The sequence below is a fragment of the Tsukamurella serpentis genome (assembly GCF_054780975.1).
Window position 1 is genome coordinate 1 of record NZ_BAAGVH010000003.1, and the last position, 17,442, is coordinate 17,442.

The 17,442-nt window shown below is 69.2% G+C and carries 16 protein-coding genes and 1 pseudogene; 8 read left to right on the top strand and 9 right to left on the bottom strand.

Annotated elements, in window-relative coordinates:
• Nucleotides 1-718, top strand: a 718-nt coding sequence (locus ACYVHG_RS08155) for a 3-hydroxyacyl-CoA dehydrogenase family protein (RefSeq protein ID WP_461166953.1), incomplete at its 5' end; no start/stop codon positions are given.
• 89 nt (nt 719-807) lie between these two features.
• On the opposite strand, the gene ACYVHG_RS08160 is transcribed toward ACYVHG_RS08155, so the two are convergent.
• On the bottom strand, nt 808-1,569 hold the full coding sequence (locus ACYVHG_RS08160; protein WP_461166954.1) for a GAF and ANTAR domain-containing protein: 762 nt from the start codon (nt 1,567-1,569) through the stop codon (nt 808-810).
• A 95-nt stretch (nt 1,570-1,664) separates the two neighbouring features.
• Nucleotides 1,665-3,713 carry a M13 family metallopeptidase gene (locus tag ACYVHG_RS08165; protein ID WP_461166955.1) on the bottom strand — a complete coding sequence of 683 codons (2,049 nt, stop codon included), beginning with the start codon at nt 3,711-3,713 and terminating at the stop codon, nt 1,665-1,667.
• A gap of 164 nt (nt 3,714-3,877) precedes the next feature.
• On the opposite strand from ACYVHG_RS08165, the gene ACYVHG_RS08170 reads away from it, so the two are divergent.
• The gene (locus tag ACYVHG_RS08170; RefSeq protein ID WP_461166956.1) at nt 3,878-5,971 is read left to right on the top strand and encodes a CocE/NonD family hydrolase; all 2,094 of its coding nucleotides are present in this window, start codon (nt 3,878-3,880) and stop codon (nt 5,969-5,971) included.
• Between the two features lie 19 nt (nt 5,972-5,990).
• Here the strand turns inward: ACYVHG_RS08170 and ACYVHG_RS08175 are convergent, their stop codons facing one another.
• Nucleotides 5,991-6,713 carry a pirin family protein gene (locus tag ACYVHG_RS08175; RefSeq protein WP_461166957.1) on the bottom strand — a complete coding sequence of 241 codons (723 nt, stop codon included), beginning with the start codon at nt 6,711-6,713 and terminating at the stop codon, nt 5,991-5,993.
• A 67-nt stretch (nt 6,714-6,780) separates the two neighbouring features.
• On the opposite strand from ACYVHG_RS08175, the gene ACYVHG_RS08180 reads away from it, so the two are divergent.
• Nucleotides 6,781-8,424, top strand: coding sequence for an NTF2-like N-terminal transpeptidase domain-containing protein (locus ACYVHG_RS08180; RefSeq protein ID WP_461166958.1), 1,644 nt, complete (start codon nt 6,781-6,783; stop codon nt 8,422-8,424).
• A gap of 12 nt (nt 8,425-8,436) precedes the next feature.
• Here the strand turns inward: ACYVHG_RS08180 and ACYVHG_RS08185 are convergent, their stop codons facing one another.
• A complete protein-coding gene (locus ACYVHG_RS08185; protein ID WP_461166959.1) occupies nt 8,437-8,838 on the bottom strand; it encodes a DUF3054 domain-containing protein in 402 nt (133 codons plus the stop codon).
• 58 nt (nt 8,839-8,896) lie between these two features.
• Nucleotides 8,897-10,087 (bottom strand): lysylphosphatidylglycerol synthase transmembrane domain-containing protein, encoded by a 1,191-nt coding sequence (locus ACYVHG_RS08190; protein ID WP_461166960.1) that lies wholly within the window; start codon nt 10,085-10,087, stop codon nt 8,897-8,899.
• Between the two features lie 34 nt (nt 10,088-10,121).
• On the opposite strand from ACYVHG_RS08190, the gene macS reads away from it, so the two are divergent.
• Both macS and ACYVHG_RS08200 read left to right on the top strand, forming a co-directional pair.
• Nucleotides 10,122-11,303 carry a MacS family sensor histidine kinase gene (macS, locus tag ACYVHG_RS08195; RefSeq protein WP_461166961.1) on the top strand — a complete coding sequence of 394 codons (1,182 nt, stop codon included), beginning with the start codon at nt 10,122-10,124 and terminating at the stop codon, nt 11,301-11,303.
• Nucleotides 11,276-11,947, top strand: a complete 672-nt coding sequence (locus ACYVHG_RS08200; RefSeq protein WP_461166962.1) for a response regulator — start codon at nt 11,276-11,278, stop codon at nt 11,945-11,947. Before macS ends, ACYVHG_RS08200 begins: the two co-directional genes overlap by 28 nt.
• Before the next feature lie 52 nt (nt 11,948-11,999).
• On the opposite strand, the pseudogene ACYVHG_RS08205 reads toward ACYVHG_RS08200, so the two are convergent.
• The 4 genes and pseudogenes from ACYVHG_RS08205 to ACYVHG_RS08220 all read right to left on the bottom strand — a co-directional run.
• Nucleotides 12,000-13,391 (bottom strand): annotated as a pseudogene (locus ACYVHG_RS08205) (aspartate ammonia-lyase); the annotation flags it as partial.
• 85 nt (nt 13,392-13,476) lie between these two features.
• Entirely contained in the window at nt 13,477-13,749 is a 273-nt protein-coding gene (locus ACYVHG_RS08210; protein WP_461166963.1) for a barstar family protein, read from the bottom strand.
• Nucleotides 13,750-13,751: 2 nt separating this feature from the next.
• Complete coding sequence (locus tag ACYVHG_RS08215; RefSeq protein ID WP_461166964.1) at nt 13,752-14,129, bottom strand: guanyl-specific ribonuclease; 378 nt, start codon at nt 14,127-14,129, stop codon at nt 13,752-13,754.
• Between the two features lie 60 nt (nt 14,130-14,189).
• On the bottom strand, nt 14,190-14,849 hold the full coding sequence (locus ACYVHG_RS08220) for a TetR family transcriptional regulator (RefSeq protein WP_461166965.1): 660 nt from the start codon (nt 14,847-14,849) through the stop codon (nt 14,190-14,192).
• Between the two features lie 141 nt (nt 14,850-14,990).
• Between ACYVHG_RS08220 and ACYVHG_RS08225 the strand changes: the two genes are divergently transcribed.
• The 3 genes from ACYVHG_RS08225 to ACYVHG_RS08235 are packed head-to-tail and all read left to right on the top strand — an operon-like array spanning nt 14,991 to nt 17,403.
• The gene (locus ACYVHG_RS08225; RefSeq protein ID WP_461166966.1) at nt 14,991-16,043 is read left to right on the top strand and encodes a ferredoxin reductase; all 1,053 of its coding nucleotides are present in this window, start codon (nt 14,991-14,993) and stop codon (nt 16,041-16,043) included.
• Nucleotides 16,044-16,069: 26 nt separating this feature from the next.
• The gene (locus tag ACYVHG_RS08230) at nt 16,070-17,176 is read left to right on the top strand and encodes a fatty acid desaturase family protein (RefSeq protein WP_461166967.1); all 1,107 of its coding nucleotides are present in this window, start codon (nt 16,070-16,072) and stop codon (nt 17,174-17,176) included.
• Nucleotides 17,173-17,403 (top strand): hypothetical protein, encoded by a 231-nt coding sequence (locus ACYVHG_RS08235; protein ID WP_461166968.1) that lies wholly within the window; start codon nt 17,173-17,175, stop codon nt 17,401-17,403. Before ACYVHG_RS08230 ends, ACYVHG_RS08235 begins: the two co-directional genes overlap by 4 nt.
• The last annotated feature ends 39 nt before the right edge of the window (nt 17,404-17,442 follow it).

Consider the following 17,442-nt stretch of genomic DNA (forward strand, 5'->3'; position numbering starts at 1 on the left):
CAAGACCCCGATCGTGGTCAACGACAGCCGCGGATTCTTCACCTCCCGCGTCATCGGCACGTTCATCAACGAGGCCCTCGCGGCCGTCGGCGAGGGCGTCGATCCGGTGTACCTGGAGCAGGCGGGCCAGCAGGCCGGCTACCCCGCGGCGCCGCTGCAGCTCGCCGATGAGCTCACCCTCACCCTGATGCAGAAGATCCGTCTGGCGACGGAGACCGCACTCAAGGCCGAGGGTCAGAGTGTGCCGCAGCACGGCGCCTACGCCGTGGTGGACTGGATGGTGGAGAACGGCCGCCCGTCGAAGAAGGACGGCGCGGGCTTCTACGACTACGCCGACGGCAAGCGCACCGGCCTGTCGAAGGGCTTCCAGGAGCACTTCAAGTCGGGCTCGGTGAAGCCGGACTTCGCCGAGCTCCAGGAGCGGATGCTGTTCATCGAGTCGATCGAGACCGTGCGCTGCTTCGACGAGGGCGTCATGGACTCGGTGGCCGATGCCAACATCGGTTCCATCTTCGGGATCGGCTTCCCGGCCTGGACCGGTGGCGTTCTGCAGTACATCAACGGCTACGAGGGCCGCCCGGGTACGCCCGCCGAGGGGCTGACCGGCCCGAAGGCGTTCGTCAAGCAGGCGGAGTTCCTGGCCGGCAAGTACGGCGAGCAGTTCACCCCGCCCGCCTCGCTGATCGCCAAGGCGGAAGCCGGCGAGACCTACGAGTAGGACCGGCTCGCAGCCGAACTGACGAGGTCCGGCACCACCGAACGGTGGTGCCGGACCTTTTTCGTCGTCACCGAGCAGGTGGTGCGGGCCTACTCCGGACCGGCCTCGATGACCTGCTCGGCGACCTCGGCCAGACGCACGTTGCTGTCCTGCGACAGGCGCGCGAGCAGGCGGAACGCGGCATCGGAATCGAGCTTGTAGCGTTCCATGATCATGCCCTTCGCCTGACCGATCACATCGCGGGTGGTCAGCGCGGCACGGATCTGCTCCTTCTCACGGACGGCGGAGAAGGCCACCGCCGCGTGCACCGCGACCAGCGATCCGATGGACACCGACTCGGAGTCGAAGGCGCCCGGCTCGCGGGCCATCAGGTCGAGGGTCCCGTAGCTCTCGTTCTGCACGTACAGGCAGAAGGAGAGGATCGAACCGACCCCGGCGGCGTGCGCGGCGCTGCTGAACTGCGGCCACTGCTCGTCGGAGGAGGTGTCGTCGATCATGATCATCGTCGAGGTGGCGAAGGTGGCGCCGACGCTCGGCCCCTCCTGCAGTTCGCGTTGCAGGTCCGCGACGTTCTGAGCGGTCTCGCCGACCACGACCGGATGGCTGATCCGGCCCTTGGTGTCCACCAGGGTCACGCTCGCGAAATCCGCTCCGGGAACCTGCTCGACGGCGAGCTGAGTGGCGGCGGTGAGCACCGATTCCGAGTCCGAGGACTGCTCGCGCAGCAGCCGGGCGATCTCGCCCATGCGGTCGCTGAGCGACAACTCCTCCAGCGCGACCTCGGGAGCCTCGTGAACGGTGCCGAGCACCGAGGGCAGCTGTTCAGTGGTCTGTTTACGTGAGGGGGGCACGGTTACCCGTTCTCCGCGTCGTCGTGCGCGGGGTCGCAGCGTGGGGCGCCCGCTTCTGGACGGCCCTCGGTCGCGGTCTGCTCACTGGCAGGCGCTCACCATATCGACACCCGCTGCTCGGGGTCCAGAAACAGGCGATCCCCGACACCGACCCCGAACGCCTCGTAGAAGGCGTCCACGTTGGAGACGATCGTGTTGCAGCGGAACTCCGCCGGTGAATGCGGGTCGATCGCCAGCCGGCGGATCGCCTCCTCGGGGCGCGACTTGCCGCGCCAGATCTCACCCCAGCTGTAGAAGACCCGCTGCAGGCCGGTCAGATCGTCGATGACGGTGCTCTCATCGTCGACGGTGCCGCCGGCCCGTTCGCGGGCGATCCGGTAGGCCACCAGCGCGATTCCCAGACCGCCCAGGTCACCGATGTTCTCGCCCACGGTGAAACCGCCGTTGACGTGGTGCGGCTGCGGCTGGTCCGCGAGCTCACGCGGGGTCAGTGCGTCGTACTGCTCGATCAGGGCGCTGGTGCGTTCACCGAACTCGGCGCGGTCGGTATCGGTCCACCAGTCCGCAAGGTTGCCGTCCCCGTCGTACTTCGAACCCTGATCGTCGAAGCCGTGGCCGATCTCGTGGCCGATCACCGCGCCGATGCCGCCGTAGTTCACGGCGTCGTCGGCGGTGGGGGAGAAGAACGGCGGCTGCAGGATGGCCGCCGGGAAGACGATCTCGTTCATTCCCGGGTTGTAGTAGGCGTTGACCGTCTGCGGGGTCATGAACCACTCGTCGCGGTCCACCGGCGCGCCGATCTTCGCGAACTCGCGGTCGTGCTCGTGGGCCTCGCCGCGCCGGACGTTCCCGACCGGATCGCCGGCGACGATCCGCAGAGCGGAGTAGTCCCGCGTGCTGTCCGGGTAGCCGATCTTCGGGGTGAACCTGCCCAGCTTCTCCAGTGCCTTCTCCCGGGTGGCGGGCGTCATCCAGCTCAGGTCGGCGATCCGGCGCCGGTAGGCCTCCACCAGATCGTCCACCAGTTCCTGCATCCGCGCCTTGGACTCGGCGGGGAAGTGCTGCGCGGTGTACAGCTCACCGACCGCGAAGCCCAGGTACTGCTCGACCAGTGAGACGCCGCGCTTCCACCGCTCCCGGATCTGCGGCGCACCGGTGAGGACGGTGCCGTGGAAGGCGAAGTGCTCGTCCACCAGGGCTTCTGTGAGCAGCGGGCTGCGGGTCTGCAGAACGCGCCAGGCGAGCCAGGTGCGCCATTGCTCGATTGGGCGTTCGGTCAGGAGTGCGGCGGCGTGCGTGATGAACGACGGCTCGCGCAGGTTCATCTCCGCGAACGTGGTCTGCGGGGAGGCGCCGCCGGGGGAGCCGGCGCCGGTGAGTGCGGTGGTCCAGGCGCTCAGGTGCAGGCCCGGTGCCTGCTGGTCGAGCTCGGCGAAGGTACGCAGGTTGTAGGTCTTGTCGGCGTCGCGCCGGTCCACCACGTTCCAGTGTCCGGCCGCGATCGCGGTCTCCAGGTCCAGGATCCGTGCCGCGGCCTCGTCCTCGGTCCCCGGGGCGACGATGCCGTCCAGCAGCTCCGATGCCAGGCGCAGCACAGAGGCCACGTGCTCGGTGAACTGCGCCCGGATAGGGGCGTACTGCTCCTCGCGGTAGTAGGCCTCGTCGGGCAGCGAGAGGCCGTACTGGACCAGGTTCACCAGGTAGCGGTCGGACCGCTTGGCGTCGGTGTCCACGTAGTAGCCCACCAGTCCGGCGACACCTGTGCGTTGCAGCCGGCCCAGCACCGTCGCCAGGTCCGGCGGCGCGCCGACGCCGCGGATCGCGGCGATCTCGTCCTCGATCGGCGCCAGGCCGGCCGACTCGATGGCGGCGGTGTCCATGAAGCCGGAGAACAGGTTCCCGATACGGGTCGCGTCGGTATCGCCGTCCGGGTCGGCCGTGGCCGTCGCAGCGCACTGCTCGATGATCTCGCGGACCCGTGCCTCGGCGGTGTCGCGCAAGGCGTAGAAGGCGCCGTCTGTGGAGCGGTCCGCGGGGATCTCATGGCTGTCCAGCCACTTTCCGTTGACGTGGCCGAACAGGTCGTCCTGCGGCCGGATGGCCGGATCGATGTGGCTGAGGTCGAGGGCACGGTCGGAAGTCACCGCTCCATCCTGCCAGGCATGGCACGAACCGCCCGGGCACCGGTGAGAACTCAGGCTAACTTCGTTCCGATTGCGGGGTCGAATCGGCCGTCGAGGGGGACCTAAAACACAATGGGCGTTAATGTAAGCCTTCAATACTGTGATTAGTTAGAGGAGAAATTGATATGGGCACGAGGCCGACCTGGTACCGCGTGCGCGCGGCCGGAGCGTCACTGCTGGTCGCGACGGTGATCGCCACCGCCGGAGTGATCGCCCCCTCTTTCTCGGACCTCCCGGCCCTCACTGCCCGGGCGGTTGCGGAACCCGCCGGACCGGGGGCCGGGGTGGCACCGTCGCTCTCCCGGGAGTGGATCGCCTCGCACGACGGTCCCACCCAGTACCCGCGGATGGCGATCGAATGGGACGTGCCGATCACCATGTCCGACGGAACGGTGCTGCGCGGCAACGTCTACCGTCCCGCCGACGACTCCGGACGGGCGATCGAGACCCGCACCCCGACCGTTGTCAACGTGACGCCCTACACGAAGCTGGTCAGTACTCTCGCCGCGCTGGCGCTCAACGTGCCGACCCTCTCGCCCGCGGTGATCGACCTGCTCGACCTGCTCAACTTCTCGGGCACCCCGATCGGGGGCGTCGACGATCTGCGCAACGTGCTGCGCGGCGGGCTGATCAACACCTTCACCGTCGACCCGAAACTGGTGCGCAACGGATACACCCAGGTGATCGTCGATGTCCGCGGCACCGGCAACTCGCAGGGAGTGTGGGACGTCTTCGGTGAACGCGAGCAGCAGGACACCGTCGAGATCCTGGATTGGGTCCGCGCCCAGAAGTGGACCAACGGGCGCCTGGGCATGACCGGTGTCTCCTACTCCGGGATCAACCAACTGCAGGTGGCGGCGAAGAACCCGAAGGGCCTGCAGGCGCTCTTCCCGGTGGTGCCCTCGGCTGACCTGGTGGCCGACATCGTCGCCCCCGGAGGCGGGCTGGGAGTGGGATTCCTCGGGCCGTGGCTGTCGATCGTCAACGGACTCAAGTTCATTCCGGACGGCCGCGCGTTGCTCAACGGCACCTTCGACTGGAAGTGGCTGCAGCAGCGGATCGAGAACCCCGCCGTGTTCTTCCCCGAACTGCTCTCCGGTGTCTTCTCGCCCACCGCCGCCGGCCTGACGCCGGCCACCAAGGAACTCATCACCAAGGACTCCCCGATCCGCGCCGCCTACCGCACCCCGCTGGAGAAGGTGACCACGCCGACGTTCGCGCTCGGCGGCTGGCACGACCTGTTCACCAACACCGAGTGGCGCCTGCCCAAGGCGCTCAGCGCCCTGCCCCCCAGCAAGAAGAAGCTGATCATGGGCGACGCCTACCACCTCACGGTGACCGGCGACATGCGTGGGGCGAACCAGCCCAACCGCGCCGACGTCCTGCAGAAGGCCTGGTTCGACAAGTGGCTCAAGGACGTCGACAACGGCATCGACGGCCACCCACCGGTGATCGTGCACCGCAAGGGCGGCGGGTTCTGGCAGGGCCAGACCTTCCCCGAGCCCGGCCAGCAGTATCAGCGGATGTACCTCTCCGGTCAGTCCTCGGGCACGGCGCCGACGGCACTGTCGGACAACAGCCTGCAGAAGGACCGCCCGCGCACGGCCGGCCGCCGCACCGTCGGACCGGGGCTGTCCACCCTCTGCTCCAACGACACCGGACAGGCCATGTTCGGCGCGCTGGTGCTGACCGGCTGCACCCGGGACAACCGGGTCGCCGAGACCAACGCGCTCACCTTCACCTCGAAACCGGTCACCGCGCCCACTGTGATCTCCGGGCCGATCAACCTGCGTCTGACCACCACCCAGGACGCGCGGGACGCCTACTGGAGTGTGATGGTGACCGACGTCTCGCCGGACGGCCGTTCCGAGGTGATCAGCTCCGGTCAGTTGACCACCTCGCTGCGGCGGATCGACGAGTCCCGCAGCACCCGCACCGCGGGCGGCGATCTGGTGGATCCGTACTACGAGCTCGATCTCGCGGGCCGCCGTCCGGTGCGGCCCGGGGAGGTGGTCGAGCTCGACATCGCCGCACACGCCACCGACGCCGTGCTCAAACCAGGGCACCGGCTGCGGGTGGACGTCTTCGCGTTGAACCTGATCAAGTCGATGTCGATGGGCCTGGTGACCGCGGAGACCCGGCTGGCCCCGCAGCACGTGGTGCTCGACCCGAACCGGCCGAGCTTCCTGGTGGTGCCCTCGGAGCGTCCGCTGCCGTAGCGGCGGCCGCCAGCGGGCGTCATCCGCCCAGGCGCGTGTGCATCTCCCAGAACAACAACTGCGCACCGTCGGGCCCGGCGCTCACCCGCCGGGCATCGCCGGCGGTGCGCAGCGAGTCACCGTCGGACAGTGCGCCCGCCGCCTCCACCTCTGCGGTGCCCTCCGCGAGGTAGAGATGACCGTAGGGTGCTTCCGGCAACTCGACCACGGCGCCGGGGGCGAGCCGGGCGGCGTGCAGGGTGGCGCCGCGGGTCCCGATCCGGATCGCGGAATCGTGCGCCGGGTCGCCCGAGGCGATCGGCACCAGGGCACCGCCGGTGAGGTCGGCGCCGACCTCGCGCTGCTCGTACGACGGTGGCGTGCCCGCCTCGTCCGGCAGCACCCACATCTGCACGAACCGCACGTCGGCACCGTCGACGGCGCGGTCGTTGCGCTCGGAGTGCAGGACCCCGGTGCCGGCGCTCATTCGCTGTGCTAAATCGGGGTAGACCAATCCGGAGTGACCCTCACTGTCCTGGTGGACCAGCGAACCGGACAGCACCCAGGTGACGATCTCCACCGCCCGATGCGGGTGGGTGTCGAAGCCCAGACCCGCGCTGACCTGCTCGGAATTGCACGCCAAGAGCACCCCGTGATGGGTGTTTTCGGGGTCGTAGTGATCGCCGAACGAGAAGCAGTGACGGGACCGCACGCCGGGCATCGACGATGCGGCCCGGTCCGCCGAACGAACAAGCCGATCCATATCCCAAGGATGCCACGTGTGTTTAGGTAAACTCCCGCCGTCGAGTGTGATGACTAGCATCGAGCCCGTGGGAGGCGACGTGAGGCGGAGCGGACGAGCACGGTTCGGTGTCGCCGCACTCGCCTCCGCGATCCTGCTCGCGACCGGAGCCGGGCTCGCCGCCTGCGGTGACGACGCCGCGGGCGAGGTGCACAAGATGCTCGACGGCTACGCCGCTGCGATCGGTGAGGGCAAGGCCGTCGCCGCTGCCGCCCACACCTCGTCCCCGGACATCGCCGGCGGTGTGATCGGCCGGACCCTGCGCGATATGAACGCCAAGAAGGTCGAGGTGAGCGCCACGAACGTGCAGCGGTACTCGGCCGGGAACGCCACCTTCGACATCAAGACCCGATGGAACTTCGGCGACGGACGGGACTGGGACTACACCACCAAGGGCAGCGCCACCCAGCTGTCCATCGGCTGGCGCATCTCCTGGGACCCGGCGGTGCTGGCCCCCGGCCTGACCCCGGAGACCTCGATCCGGCAGATCCGCACCGACGCGAAGGCGCCGAGGGTGTTCGCCGCGGACAAGTCCCCGCTGATGTTCGCCGGCACGGTGCACCGGCTCACCGTCAACCCGGACAAGACCAAGAACCTCACCGACAGCCTGACCCGGGTCGCGAAGATCGTGTCCCCGGTCGCACCGCTGGTCACCCCGGAATCGCTGGCCGCGAAGGCCAAGGCCGACCCGGGGAAGCCGGTACCGGTGATCGACCTGCGCGACGACGACTACGGAGTGCTCGGCGACAAACTCGAAGCGGTACCCGGGCTTCAGGACACCCGCGCCGAGGACCTGCTGATCGCCAACCGACAGCTGTTCTCCCCGCTGTTCGACGGCATCAAGGGTGCCTGGCAGGCCAACCGGGATGCCACCGCCGGCTGGGAGGTGCAACTGCTCGGCAAGGGGAAGCCGCCGACCAAGGTGGTGGGCTTCCAGGGGCCACCCGGTCCGGACCTGCGGGCCGCGATGGACCCGAAACTGCAGCTCGATGTGGAGAACGCGGTGGTCCAACTCGGCCAGCCCGGCGCGATGGTCGTGATCTCGGTGTCGACCGGGGCGGTGCTGGCCGCCGCGCAGAACAACCAGGCCAGTGCCATCTCACCGAGCTGGGCGCTCACCGGGCTCTCCACCACGGGACCGGTGCTGGCGCCGGTCTACAACGAGGTCAACGCGGCGGCTGGCGCCGACGCCGGGAAGCAGCGGCAACTGCTCGGCCCGCTCGGTCTGGGCACCGAGTTCGCCATGCCCGGGGTGAAGACGGTGACCGCGCAGGTACCGGGCAGCGGTGGCCGGGCACCGTCGGAGCTCGGCGCCGACACCCTGGAGGCCACCCCGTTCGGGATGGCGGTGTTCGCCTCGGCGATCGCCAAGGGGCGCACCACCGCGCCGTTCGTGATTCAGGGACAGACCGCCGCACCGAGCGTGCCGCTGGGAGAGGTGGACCCGAAGATCATGGCTGCGGTGCGCGCGAAGATGGACGCCACGATCTCGCCCTCGGGGGACGGCAGCGACCTGGTCGCCACCAAGGTCAAAGGGCTGGTGGGCACCAACGGCCCGCAGGGGCCGGGCTGGTTCATCGGCTACCGCGGTGATCAGGCCTTCGCCATCGCGGTGACCGGGGACCGATCGGGTAGCGGAGCGCTGCAGGTCGCGGGCGCGTTCCTGAAGTAGCGAACCGACCGGTCAGGCGGCGTTGCGGCGGGCGAGCACGGCGGCGATCGTGCGCCAGCCCAGCAGGAACAGGGCCAGCGCGATGCTCGCCACGATCACGAAGCTGACCTCGACCCCCTTGGGCGTGAGCAGACCGCGGGCGGTCATCCCGACGGCCACCGTCGAGATCCAGATGATGACACCGGCGGGGAACACCCGGATCGGGACGAAGGTGTGCGCGCGCCCCGGCTCGTGACCGCGCAACGAGGCCAGCACGTAGGTGAACGCCCAGCCCACGGCCAGGGCGAGCAGGAACGGCCACGCGGTCTCGGCGAAATCGGTGGGGGAGAACGCCTCGGCGTGGCTGAACCGGCCGATCACGACGAACAGCAGCACGAAGACCGCATCGATGACGGCGATAACCGGGTTGCGCATGTAGTGCACGGTAATCGATCGCCGCGCGCTTCCGGATCACCGCTACGGTTAGCGCAGGTCAGGACGGGTGCGACCCGGGTGGTGGAGCTGTCCGGCCGGCATCGCCGTCCTCCGTGCGGGGCTCCGGGCCGGGCTCCGCGTCGGGCTCCGGGGCGGTGCTGGGCTCCTCGCCGGAGTCGCTGCCGGAATCCTGACCGGCATCCTTGTCGGCGGCGTCGGGGTCGACGTCCATGGTGCTGCGGTAGGCCACGAAGAACACGATCCAGCCGATCACCACCACCAGCACGTAGCTCACCAGCCGGTACAGGATGGTCGCCGTGAAGGCCTGACTCAGTGGCATTCCGGCCAGCACCAGCGCGGGTACCAGCGCCGCTTCCACCAAGCCGAGCCCGCCGGGGATCGGGCTGATCGTGTTGACCACCTTCGATGCGGCGTAGGCGCCGGCCAGGGCGGCCAGACCGGGCGCCCCGCCCACCGCGTAGCAGGCGAAGGCGAGGCACGCCACGTCGGCGACCCAGTTGAACATCGACCAGCCGAAGGCCTCCGCGCCGTAGCGGCGGCTCATCTTCACGGCCTGGAGTTGTTCGATCACCTCGCGCAACTTGGCCAGGCCGGCGTCCTCGGGCTTGTTGCGCAGGTCGTTGGTCCACCGGATCAGGCGCGCCCCGACCACGTACAGGCCGTCCGGGTGCGAGGCCACGTACTGCACCAGCACGATGAACACCACCAACATGCCCACCGAGAACAGCACCGAGTACGGGCTCGTCTTCGCGCCCGCGAGCAGCGCTCCGACCAGGCCGAGCACCGCCAGGCCGGCGGACATCAGCAGTCCGCTCATCACGATCTGCCAGGCCGCGACCACCCGCGACGCGCCCCACATCCGGGTGCGCCGGTACACCAGCGTCGGAGCCAGAACCTGCCCGCCCGGCATCGTCTGCGAGACCGAGTTCGACGCCAGTTGCAGGCCCATCGCCTGCCGTTGGGTGACCTTCACTCCGGCGGACCGCAGCAGCACCCGGATCACCTGGGCGAACGAGTCCATCGAGAAGAACACGGCGATCAAACACGCCAGCACCCATTCCCAGCGGATGTGCTGGAGCTCGCGCACCGACTTCGAGACGGTGGGCCCGAACAGGTAGGCCTCGACCGCGAGGATGACCGCGATCACCACCAGCAGCACTCGCCGCACCCACATCAGACGCCGCCGGGTGAGGGCACTGTCCTTGGGTGGCTCTTCGTCGGGCTGCATCGGCGCCAGCCTACTCACCGGATACCGTGAGCACATGCAACGCCTGGCGTCCCGGCTTCGGCGCGTCGGGTCCGACGGTGACCCGCGCGCACCGCTGTGGCGCGGTGCCCAGTGGTTTCGCGCGTTGTCCTTGGTGTACGCGGTGGGGCGGCAGATCGACGAGTCCGACAGGTACCGGCTGGTGGGCTGGAGCTGGGTGATGATCGGCGCGGTGGTCCTGGTCAGCGTGGTCGCCGGGCTGGGTTACGTGCGCGGGTTCGGCCGTCGCCGGGCGTTCGTGATCGCCGAGTTCGTCATCGCCGCGGTGCTGGCACTGGGCACCGTGTGGGTGGCCACTCCCGAGTTCACCGCGGCCAATCAGGCGCTGCCCACCACTCTGTGGCTGACCAATCCCGTGGTCTCGGCCGCCATCCTGGCCGGCCCGGCGGCGGGGATCGCCGGTGGTATCGCGATCGCCACGGTGAACGCCGTCCACCGGGGCAGCTTCCCCGAGACAATCATACGCGACGCTAACTATCCGGTGTTGATGGCCGTCGGTCTGGGGATCGGGGTCGCCGCGAGGGTCGCCGTCCGCTCCACCGAGCAGGTGCGCGCGGCGGAGCGAGTGGCCGCCGAGGCCCGCGCCCGTGAGCGCCTGGCCCGTGAGGTGCACGACGGGGTGTTGCAGACCCTCGCCTTCCTGTCCCGGCGGTGCGCCGAGCTGGGTCCGCCCGGGTCCGAACTGCACGACCTCGGTGCCCGTGCCGGACGGCAGGAGCGGGCGCTGCGCCGGCTGATCGCCGAGACCCCCGACCGTGAGGGTGTCGACGCCGGACCGCGCGATGGGGACACCGTCGACCTGCGTGACCTGCTGCGACCACTGGCGTCCGGCACCGTCACGCTCGCCGAGCCGGGCGGTCCGGTGCCGCTCCGCGCTGCAGTGGCCACCGAGACGGTGGCGGCGGTGCACAACGCGCTGGAGAACACCGCACGGCACGCCGGCGACGCCGCACGCGCCTACCTGCTGATCGAGGACGTCGGGGACGCCGTGGTGGTGACGGTGCGCGACGACGGTCCCGGCATCGCACCGGGACGGCTCGAAGCCGCCCGGGAGGAGGGCAGACTGGGTGTGGCGGAGTCGATCGTCGGCCGGATCACCGACCTCGGTGGCCGCGCCGACCTGACCACTGGTCCGGACGAAGGGGTGGAGTGGGAACTGTGGATACCTCGGACGTGACCGCGAACGCGGGAATCTCGGTGCTGGTGGTCGACGATCACCCGATGTGGCGCGAGGCCGTCGCCCGGGACCTGCAGGACCGCGGCTTCACGGTGGCCGGCACCGCCGATTCGGTGGCCGCCGCCGGGCGGATCGCCGGCGCCGTACAGCCGGCGGTGGTGCTGATGGACATGGCCCTCCCCGACGGTGACGGCGCCGCCGGAACCGCTCTGGTGCTGACGCAAGCGCCGAAGACCTCCGTACTGATCCTCTCGGCCTCCGATGAGCGTGACGACGTGGTCGAGGCGGTCAAGGCCGGCGCCTGCGGTTACCTGGTCAAGAGCGCCTCGGCGGACGAACTGGAGGCGGCGGTGCACGCCACCGCCGCCGGGCAGCCCGTGTTCACCCCGGGCCTGGCCGGCCTGGTCCTCGGCGAGTTCCGCCGCATGGCCGCCGCGCCCGAGCCGCCCGCCGCGCAACTCACCCCGCGCGAGACGGAGGTGCTGCGACTGGTCGCGAAGGGCCTGTCCGCGAAGCAGATCGCCGGCCGGCTGCACCTGAGCCACCGCACCGTCGAGAACCACGTCCAGGCGACGCTGCGCAAACTGCAACTGGGCAACCGGGTGGAACTGGCCCGGTACGCCCTGGAGAACGGCCTCGACTAGGCGGTCGGGCGGTGCCCTCCGGGTCGGGGGTCAGGCCCTGCGGCGGGTGTCCGGTGAGGTGTTCGGGGCTGAGCAGCGAGGTCAGCGTCGCCTCGTCGAGTAGCCCGCGCTCCCGGATGATCTCGACGACACCCCGGCCCTGCTCCAGCGCCTGCGCGGCGACCGAGGTGGCGGCGGCGTAGCCGATGCTGGGGCTGAGCGCGGTGACCACACCGATCGACTCGGCCACCATGGTCTCCAGGCGTGCGGTGTTCGCGGTGATCCCCGCGACGCACCGCCGGCCGAGCACCCGGCTCCCGCGAGTCAGATGCGAGATCGACTCGACCAGCGACCGCGCGATGATCGGCTCGAAGGCGTTGAGCTGCAACTGCCCTCCCTCCGCGGCCATGGTGATGGTCACGTCGTGCCCGATCACCTCGTAGGCGATCTGGTTCACCACCTCGGGGATCACCGGGTTGACCTTGCCCGGCATGATCGACGACCCCGCCTGCACCGCGGGTAGGTGGATCTCGTTGAGACCGGCGCGCGGCCCCGACGAGAGCAGCCGTAGATCGTTGCAGGTCTTCGACAGTTTCACCGCGATCCGCTTGAGTACGCCCGAGAGTTGCACGAAGACACCGACATCGGCGGTCGCCTCGATCAGGTCGGTGGCGCCGACGAGTTCGTCGATGCCGGTGATCGTCCGCAGGTTCTCGATCACCCGCTCCCGGTATCCGGGATGCGCGTTGAGCGCCGTGCCGATCGCGGTGCCGCCGATGTTCAGCTCGTGCAGCAGCCGGGTGGCCTCCTGGAGCCGGACGATGTCCTCCCCGAGGGTGGTGGCGAAGGCCCCGAACTCCTGCCCGAGGGTCATCGGGACGGCGTCCTGCAGCTGAGTGCGGCCCATCTTCACGATGCCCGAGAACTCACCGGCCTTCATGGCGAAGGCGCCGCGCAACTCGGTGAGAGCCTCCTGGAGTTCCCGGAGCTGTGTGATCAGAGCGATCTTGATCGCGGTCGGGTACACATCGTTGGTGGATTGCCCGAGGTTCACGTGATCGAGCGGGTGTACGGCGGCGTAGTCGCCGCGTGGCCGCCCGAGATGCTCGAGCGCCGCGTTCGCGATCACCTCGTTGGCGTTCATGTTCGTCGAGGTGCCGGCGCCGCCGGCGATGGTGTCCACCACGAACCACTCGTGCAGGCCGCCGCCGCGGATCCGCTCGCAGGCCGCGACGATCGCCGCGCAGCGCTCATCGTCGAGCACGCCGAGTTGCCGGTTCGACGTCGCCGCAGCCTGTTTCACAGCTGCGAGGGCGTTCACCAGGTGGGTGTGGGTGGCGATCGCGATGCCGGTGATCGGGAAGTTCAGCAGCGCCCGGGCGGTGTGGGCGCCGTAGTAGGCGGCTGCGGGGACGTCGATGTCGCCGAGCAGGTCGTGCTCGCTGCGCGTCTGGTCAGGGGTCATCGAACGATCGTCGCGCACTCGGCGGCGGTTCCCCAGGGGTTCGCCGATTCCGGTCCTCGATTCCAGTGCCCGCAGACGGCGCCGGCTACGTGCGGAGCGGAACGCCGGAGGTGGCGAAGACGTCGAGCACCTCGGCGTAGAGCGTCGGGCCGAGCGCACGCCGGACCTCGTCGGCGTGCGTGAGGCGGAAGCCGAAGGGCTCGTCGTCGGGGGTGCCGAAGCCTCCGCGGAGGCAGTCGACCAGGGCGTCGAGGTTGCTGCCGAAGTAGCCGCCGGTGCCGTTGACCGCCCGGCCCAGTTCTGTGTAGAAGCCGTCCGCATCGGCCACACGGCGTCCGTCCACGGTGTAGGTCTTCACGCTCAGGCCCCCGTCACGATGCAGAACGAGGCGTAGTGATCGCCGGTGTAGTACCAGTTCGGCGGGGAGGTCAGCGGGGTCCCGCCGGTGACGATCCGCCGGGCGCCGCGGGTGGACGAGCCGGGGGTGATCACCGTGTACTCGTGGTAGTAACCCGAGGCCTTCGAGGGCAGCAGCCCCTCACGGTTCTGGAAGACGACCCCGTCGTTGTTCGGGTACGGGAACGGCCCGCCCTGGCGGATCAGCTTCACGGTGGTGGTGGCCTCAGCGGGGAGTGAGCTCAGCGCGCACGTCGGTAGGGCGGTGGCGGGGGGGACGGTGGCGGTTGTGACGCCGAGCGCCACGACGACCGAGCCGGTGAGACGGAGGGCGGTACGCATGAGAAGAAAGTTAGCCGAAGCAGGTGATATCTGCGTGGCCCCGGCGTGAACTCCGCGCGGCTATCGCTTCCGCGGCCGGTACGACCCCAGCCCCAGAGCGACCACGGTGAGCTGCCGATTGGTGCGGTCGATCAGCTCGTCCACGTCGCGGGTGTTGCGCGCGTCGATGCGCATCAACTCGGCCACGAACCCCAGCGTGACGGTCACGTACAGATCCGCGATCATCTCGAGATCCTCGACGTTCCACTCGCCGAGCGCGGAGATGCGAGCCAGGTCGTGGGTGAGCTCCTTGGCGAACAGCCGCAACTCCACGTCGATCGCACGCCGTAGCTCGGGGGATCCGCCGTAGCGCTCGCGGACCAGGAACTGGAACTCGTCGTTGTTGCTGCGCGCCTGTTTGGCGACGATGCGCACCGCCTCGCTGCCGCTCGGCGCGATCCCGTCGCGCCGCGCATCACGTAGCATCCGGCGCAGCACCCGCATGGCGTCCTCGACCAGGGTCACGCCGAGGTCGTCCATCGAGGCGAAGTGCCGGTAGAAGGCGGTGGGCACTACGCCCGCCCGCTTGGCGACCTCGCGCAGCGACAGGCTGGAGAACGAGCGTTCACCGGCCAGTGCCAGCGCCTCGTCGAGCAGGGCCTGCCGCGTGCGTTCCTTCGCCTCCGCCCGGGACGGGCCGGGCGTGTGCCGCTCGACGGCGCGCGGAGAGGGGCGGGGCATGTCGTCGAGTCTATCGCCGCCGGTCCGGGCGGCGTAGCCGACCGGTGTGGGGCAGGTCACTGTGGAAGGCCTTGACGGCAGCGCGGCGCAGACGGTCATACTGTGAGTGTACAAGTGTGCACTGAATGGAGATACAGACCGATGAGCCGCTTCCTTCGATTCGCCGCGACCACCGTGGAGGCCGCGCTGACGCCACACGCCGTGGACCGGTACCTGGAACTGTTCGACCCGATGCTCACCTGGTCCGAGATCCGCGGCCGGGTCACCGCGGTCAGCCGGCGTACCGACCGCACCGTGACCTTCACCGTGGCGCCCACGCGCCACTTCGAGGGATTCCAAGCGGGGCAGTTCGTCCAGGTCAGCGTGGTGATCGACGGTGTCCGCCAGACCCGCTGCTTCTCACCCGCCAACTCCCAGCACCAGGACGGGACCGTAGAGTTCACGGTGACCGCCGATCCCGGTGGGCAGGTCAGTACGTACCTGCGGGAGCACCTCGAGGTCGGTGACGTACTGGGGCTGACCCCGGCCGCGGGTGCCTTCACCCTCCCCGGCGCACCCGGCGAACGCCCCTCCTCGATCACCTTGATCAGCGGTGGAAGCGGCATCACACCCGTACTCTCGATGCTGCGCACGCTCGTCGACGAGGACTATCCCGGCACCGTCGCCCTGCTGCACTTCTGCCGGGACCGGACGGACGACCCCTACCGCGCCGAACTGCAGCGGCTGTCCCGCCGGCCCGGTGTGTCGGTGACCTACGTCTACACCCGGGCCGGTGGCTCGCACCTCGGCCCCGAGCACATCGAGGACTTCGGTGAGGTCGGTCTCGCCTGCGGGCCGGCGCCGCTACTGGCGGCCGCCGATCGGCTGTACACCGATGCCGGAGTGGAGCTGCGCGTGGAGGACTTCGCGCCGCCCTCGGCCGCCTCACCCACCGGAGATGCCACCGGAACGGTGCGTTTCACCGAATCCGGCACCGAGACCGGGAACGACGGCCGCACCCTCCTGGAACAGGCGGAGTCGTCGGGACTGTTCCCGGCGAGCGGCTGCCGGATGGGCATCTGCTTCTCCTGCACCGCTGTCCGCACGTCCGGGTGCACCACCAACGTGCTCACCGGAGAGCGCGGTTCCGAACCCGATCAGCACATCCAGCTCTGCATCAGCGCGCCGCTCGGCGACGTCGAGATCGCGCTGTAGCCCACCGACGCCCGGAAGGGAGCACCATGACCGAACAGATCGCACTCACCGCCGGACAGGTCGAGGAGATCGGACGCCGCTTCGACGCGATCCGCAGCCGCATCCTCGCCGACCTCGGCGAGAAGGACCGCGAGTACATCTACTCCATCGTGCGCGCGCAGCGCGGATTCGAGGTCGCCGGACGGGCGATGATGTACCTGCCGCCGCTGTGGCCGGTCGCCGTCGGCGCGCTGGGCGTCTCGAAGATCCTGGACAACATGGAGATCGGCCACAACGTCATGCACGGCCAGTACGACTGGATGCGTGAGCCCGGCCTGAACTCCCGCGAATTCGAATGGGACACCGTGTGCCCCGCCGATCAGTGGAAGCACAGCCACAACTACCTGCACCACACCTTCACCAACATCCTGGATATGGACCGCGACATCGGCTACGGCATCCTCCGGATGGCGCCCGAGCAGAAGTGGAATCCGTACTACCTGGGCAATCTGGCCTATGCGAGCGCGCTCATGGTGTTCTTCCAGTGGGGCGTGATGCTGCACGATCTGCAGACCGAACGGATCATCAAAGGTGAGCGTTCCTGGTCCGACATCAAGGACCTGGTGCACGGAATGCGTCGCAAAGCCGGCAAGCAGGTGCTCAAGGACTACGTACTGTTCCCGCTGCTCACCGGCCCGCTGTTCCCGCTGACCTTCCTCGGCAACGCCTCGGCCAACCTGATCCGCAATCTCTGGACCTTCTCGATCATCTTCTGCGGGCACTTCCCGTCGGGAGTGCAGACCTTCACCCGCGAGGAGACCGCCGACGAGACCCGGGGGCAGTGGTACGTGCGGCAGATGCTGGGCTCGGCGAACATCGACGGTGGCCGCCTGTTCCACATCATGAGCGGCAACCTCAGCTTCCAGATCGAGCACCACCTGTTCCCGGACCTCCCCGCCAACCGCTACCCCGAGATCGCCGCCGAGGTCCGGGCGACCTGCGAGGAGTTCGGCCTGCCGTACAACACCGGCTCGCTGCGCGGCCAACTCGGCTCGACCTGGAAGAAGATCGCCAGACTCTCGCTGCCCAACAGCTGGACGCGGGCCGAGCCCGAACTCGCCGTCGTGATCGAACGTGAGAGGGTGGCGGCGTGACCCGATCGACAAGGAGACCCACCGTGGACGGTTTCGAACGGCGCAAGGATCAGGCCCAGGACGCGATCGAATCGACCGCCATCCGGGTGGGCCGGATCGCGACCATCATCACCACCGCCGTCGCCGACGTGGCGCGGGAGATCGGCGACGGAATCAGCGACGCCGTGGAGATGCGGCAGGCCGCCAAGCGCGCTGAGCGGGCCACGGCCGACGAGTCCGAGGACTGACCCACCGCCAACGAGAACGAGCTCCGATCCCTGAGGGAT

What these genes read in the sequence shown, in the direction of transcription:
- ACYVHG_RS08170 (WP_461166956.1), top strand. Translation starts at nt 3,878, where the DNA reads ATGGGCACGAGGCCGACCTGGTACCGCGTGCGCGCGGCCGGAGCGTCA.
- ACYVHG_RS08175 (WP_461166957.1), bottom strand. Translation starts at nt 6,713, where the DNA reads ATGGATCGGCTTGTTCGTTCGGCGGACCGGGCCGCATCGTCGATGCCC.
- ACYVHG_RS08185 (WP_461166959.1), bottom strand. Translation starts at nt 8,838, where the DNA reads ATGCGCAACCCGGTTATCGCCGTCATCGATGCGGTCTTCGTGCTGCTG.
- ACYVHG_RS08190 (WP_461166960.1), bottom strand. Translation starts at nt 10,087, where the DNA reads ATGCAGCCCGACGAAGAGCCACCCAAGGACAGTGCCCTCACCCGGCGG.
- macS (WP_461166961.1), top strand. Translation starts at nt 10,122, where the DNA reads ATGCAACGCCTGGCGTCCCGGCTTCGGCGCGTCGGGTCCGACGGTGAC.
- ACYVHG_RS08215 (WP_461166964.1), bottom strand. Translation starts at nt 14,129, where the DNA reads ATGCGTACCGCCCTCCGTCTCACCGGCTCGGTCGTCGTGGCGCTCGGC.
- ACYVHG_RS08220 (WP_461166965.1), bottom strand. Translation starts at nt 14,849, where the DNA reads ATGCCCCGCCCCTCTCCGCGCGCCGTCGAGCGGCACACGCCCGGCCCG.
- ACYVHG_RS08225 (WP_461166966.1), top strand. Translation starts at nt 14,991, where the DNA reads ATGAGCCGCTTCCTTCGATTCGCCGCGACCACCGTGGAGGCCGCGCTG.
- ACYVHG_RS08230 (WP_461166967.1), top strand. Translation starts at nt 16,070, where the DNA reads ATGACCGAACAGATCGCACTCACCGCCGGACAGGTCGAGGAGATCGGA.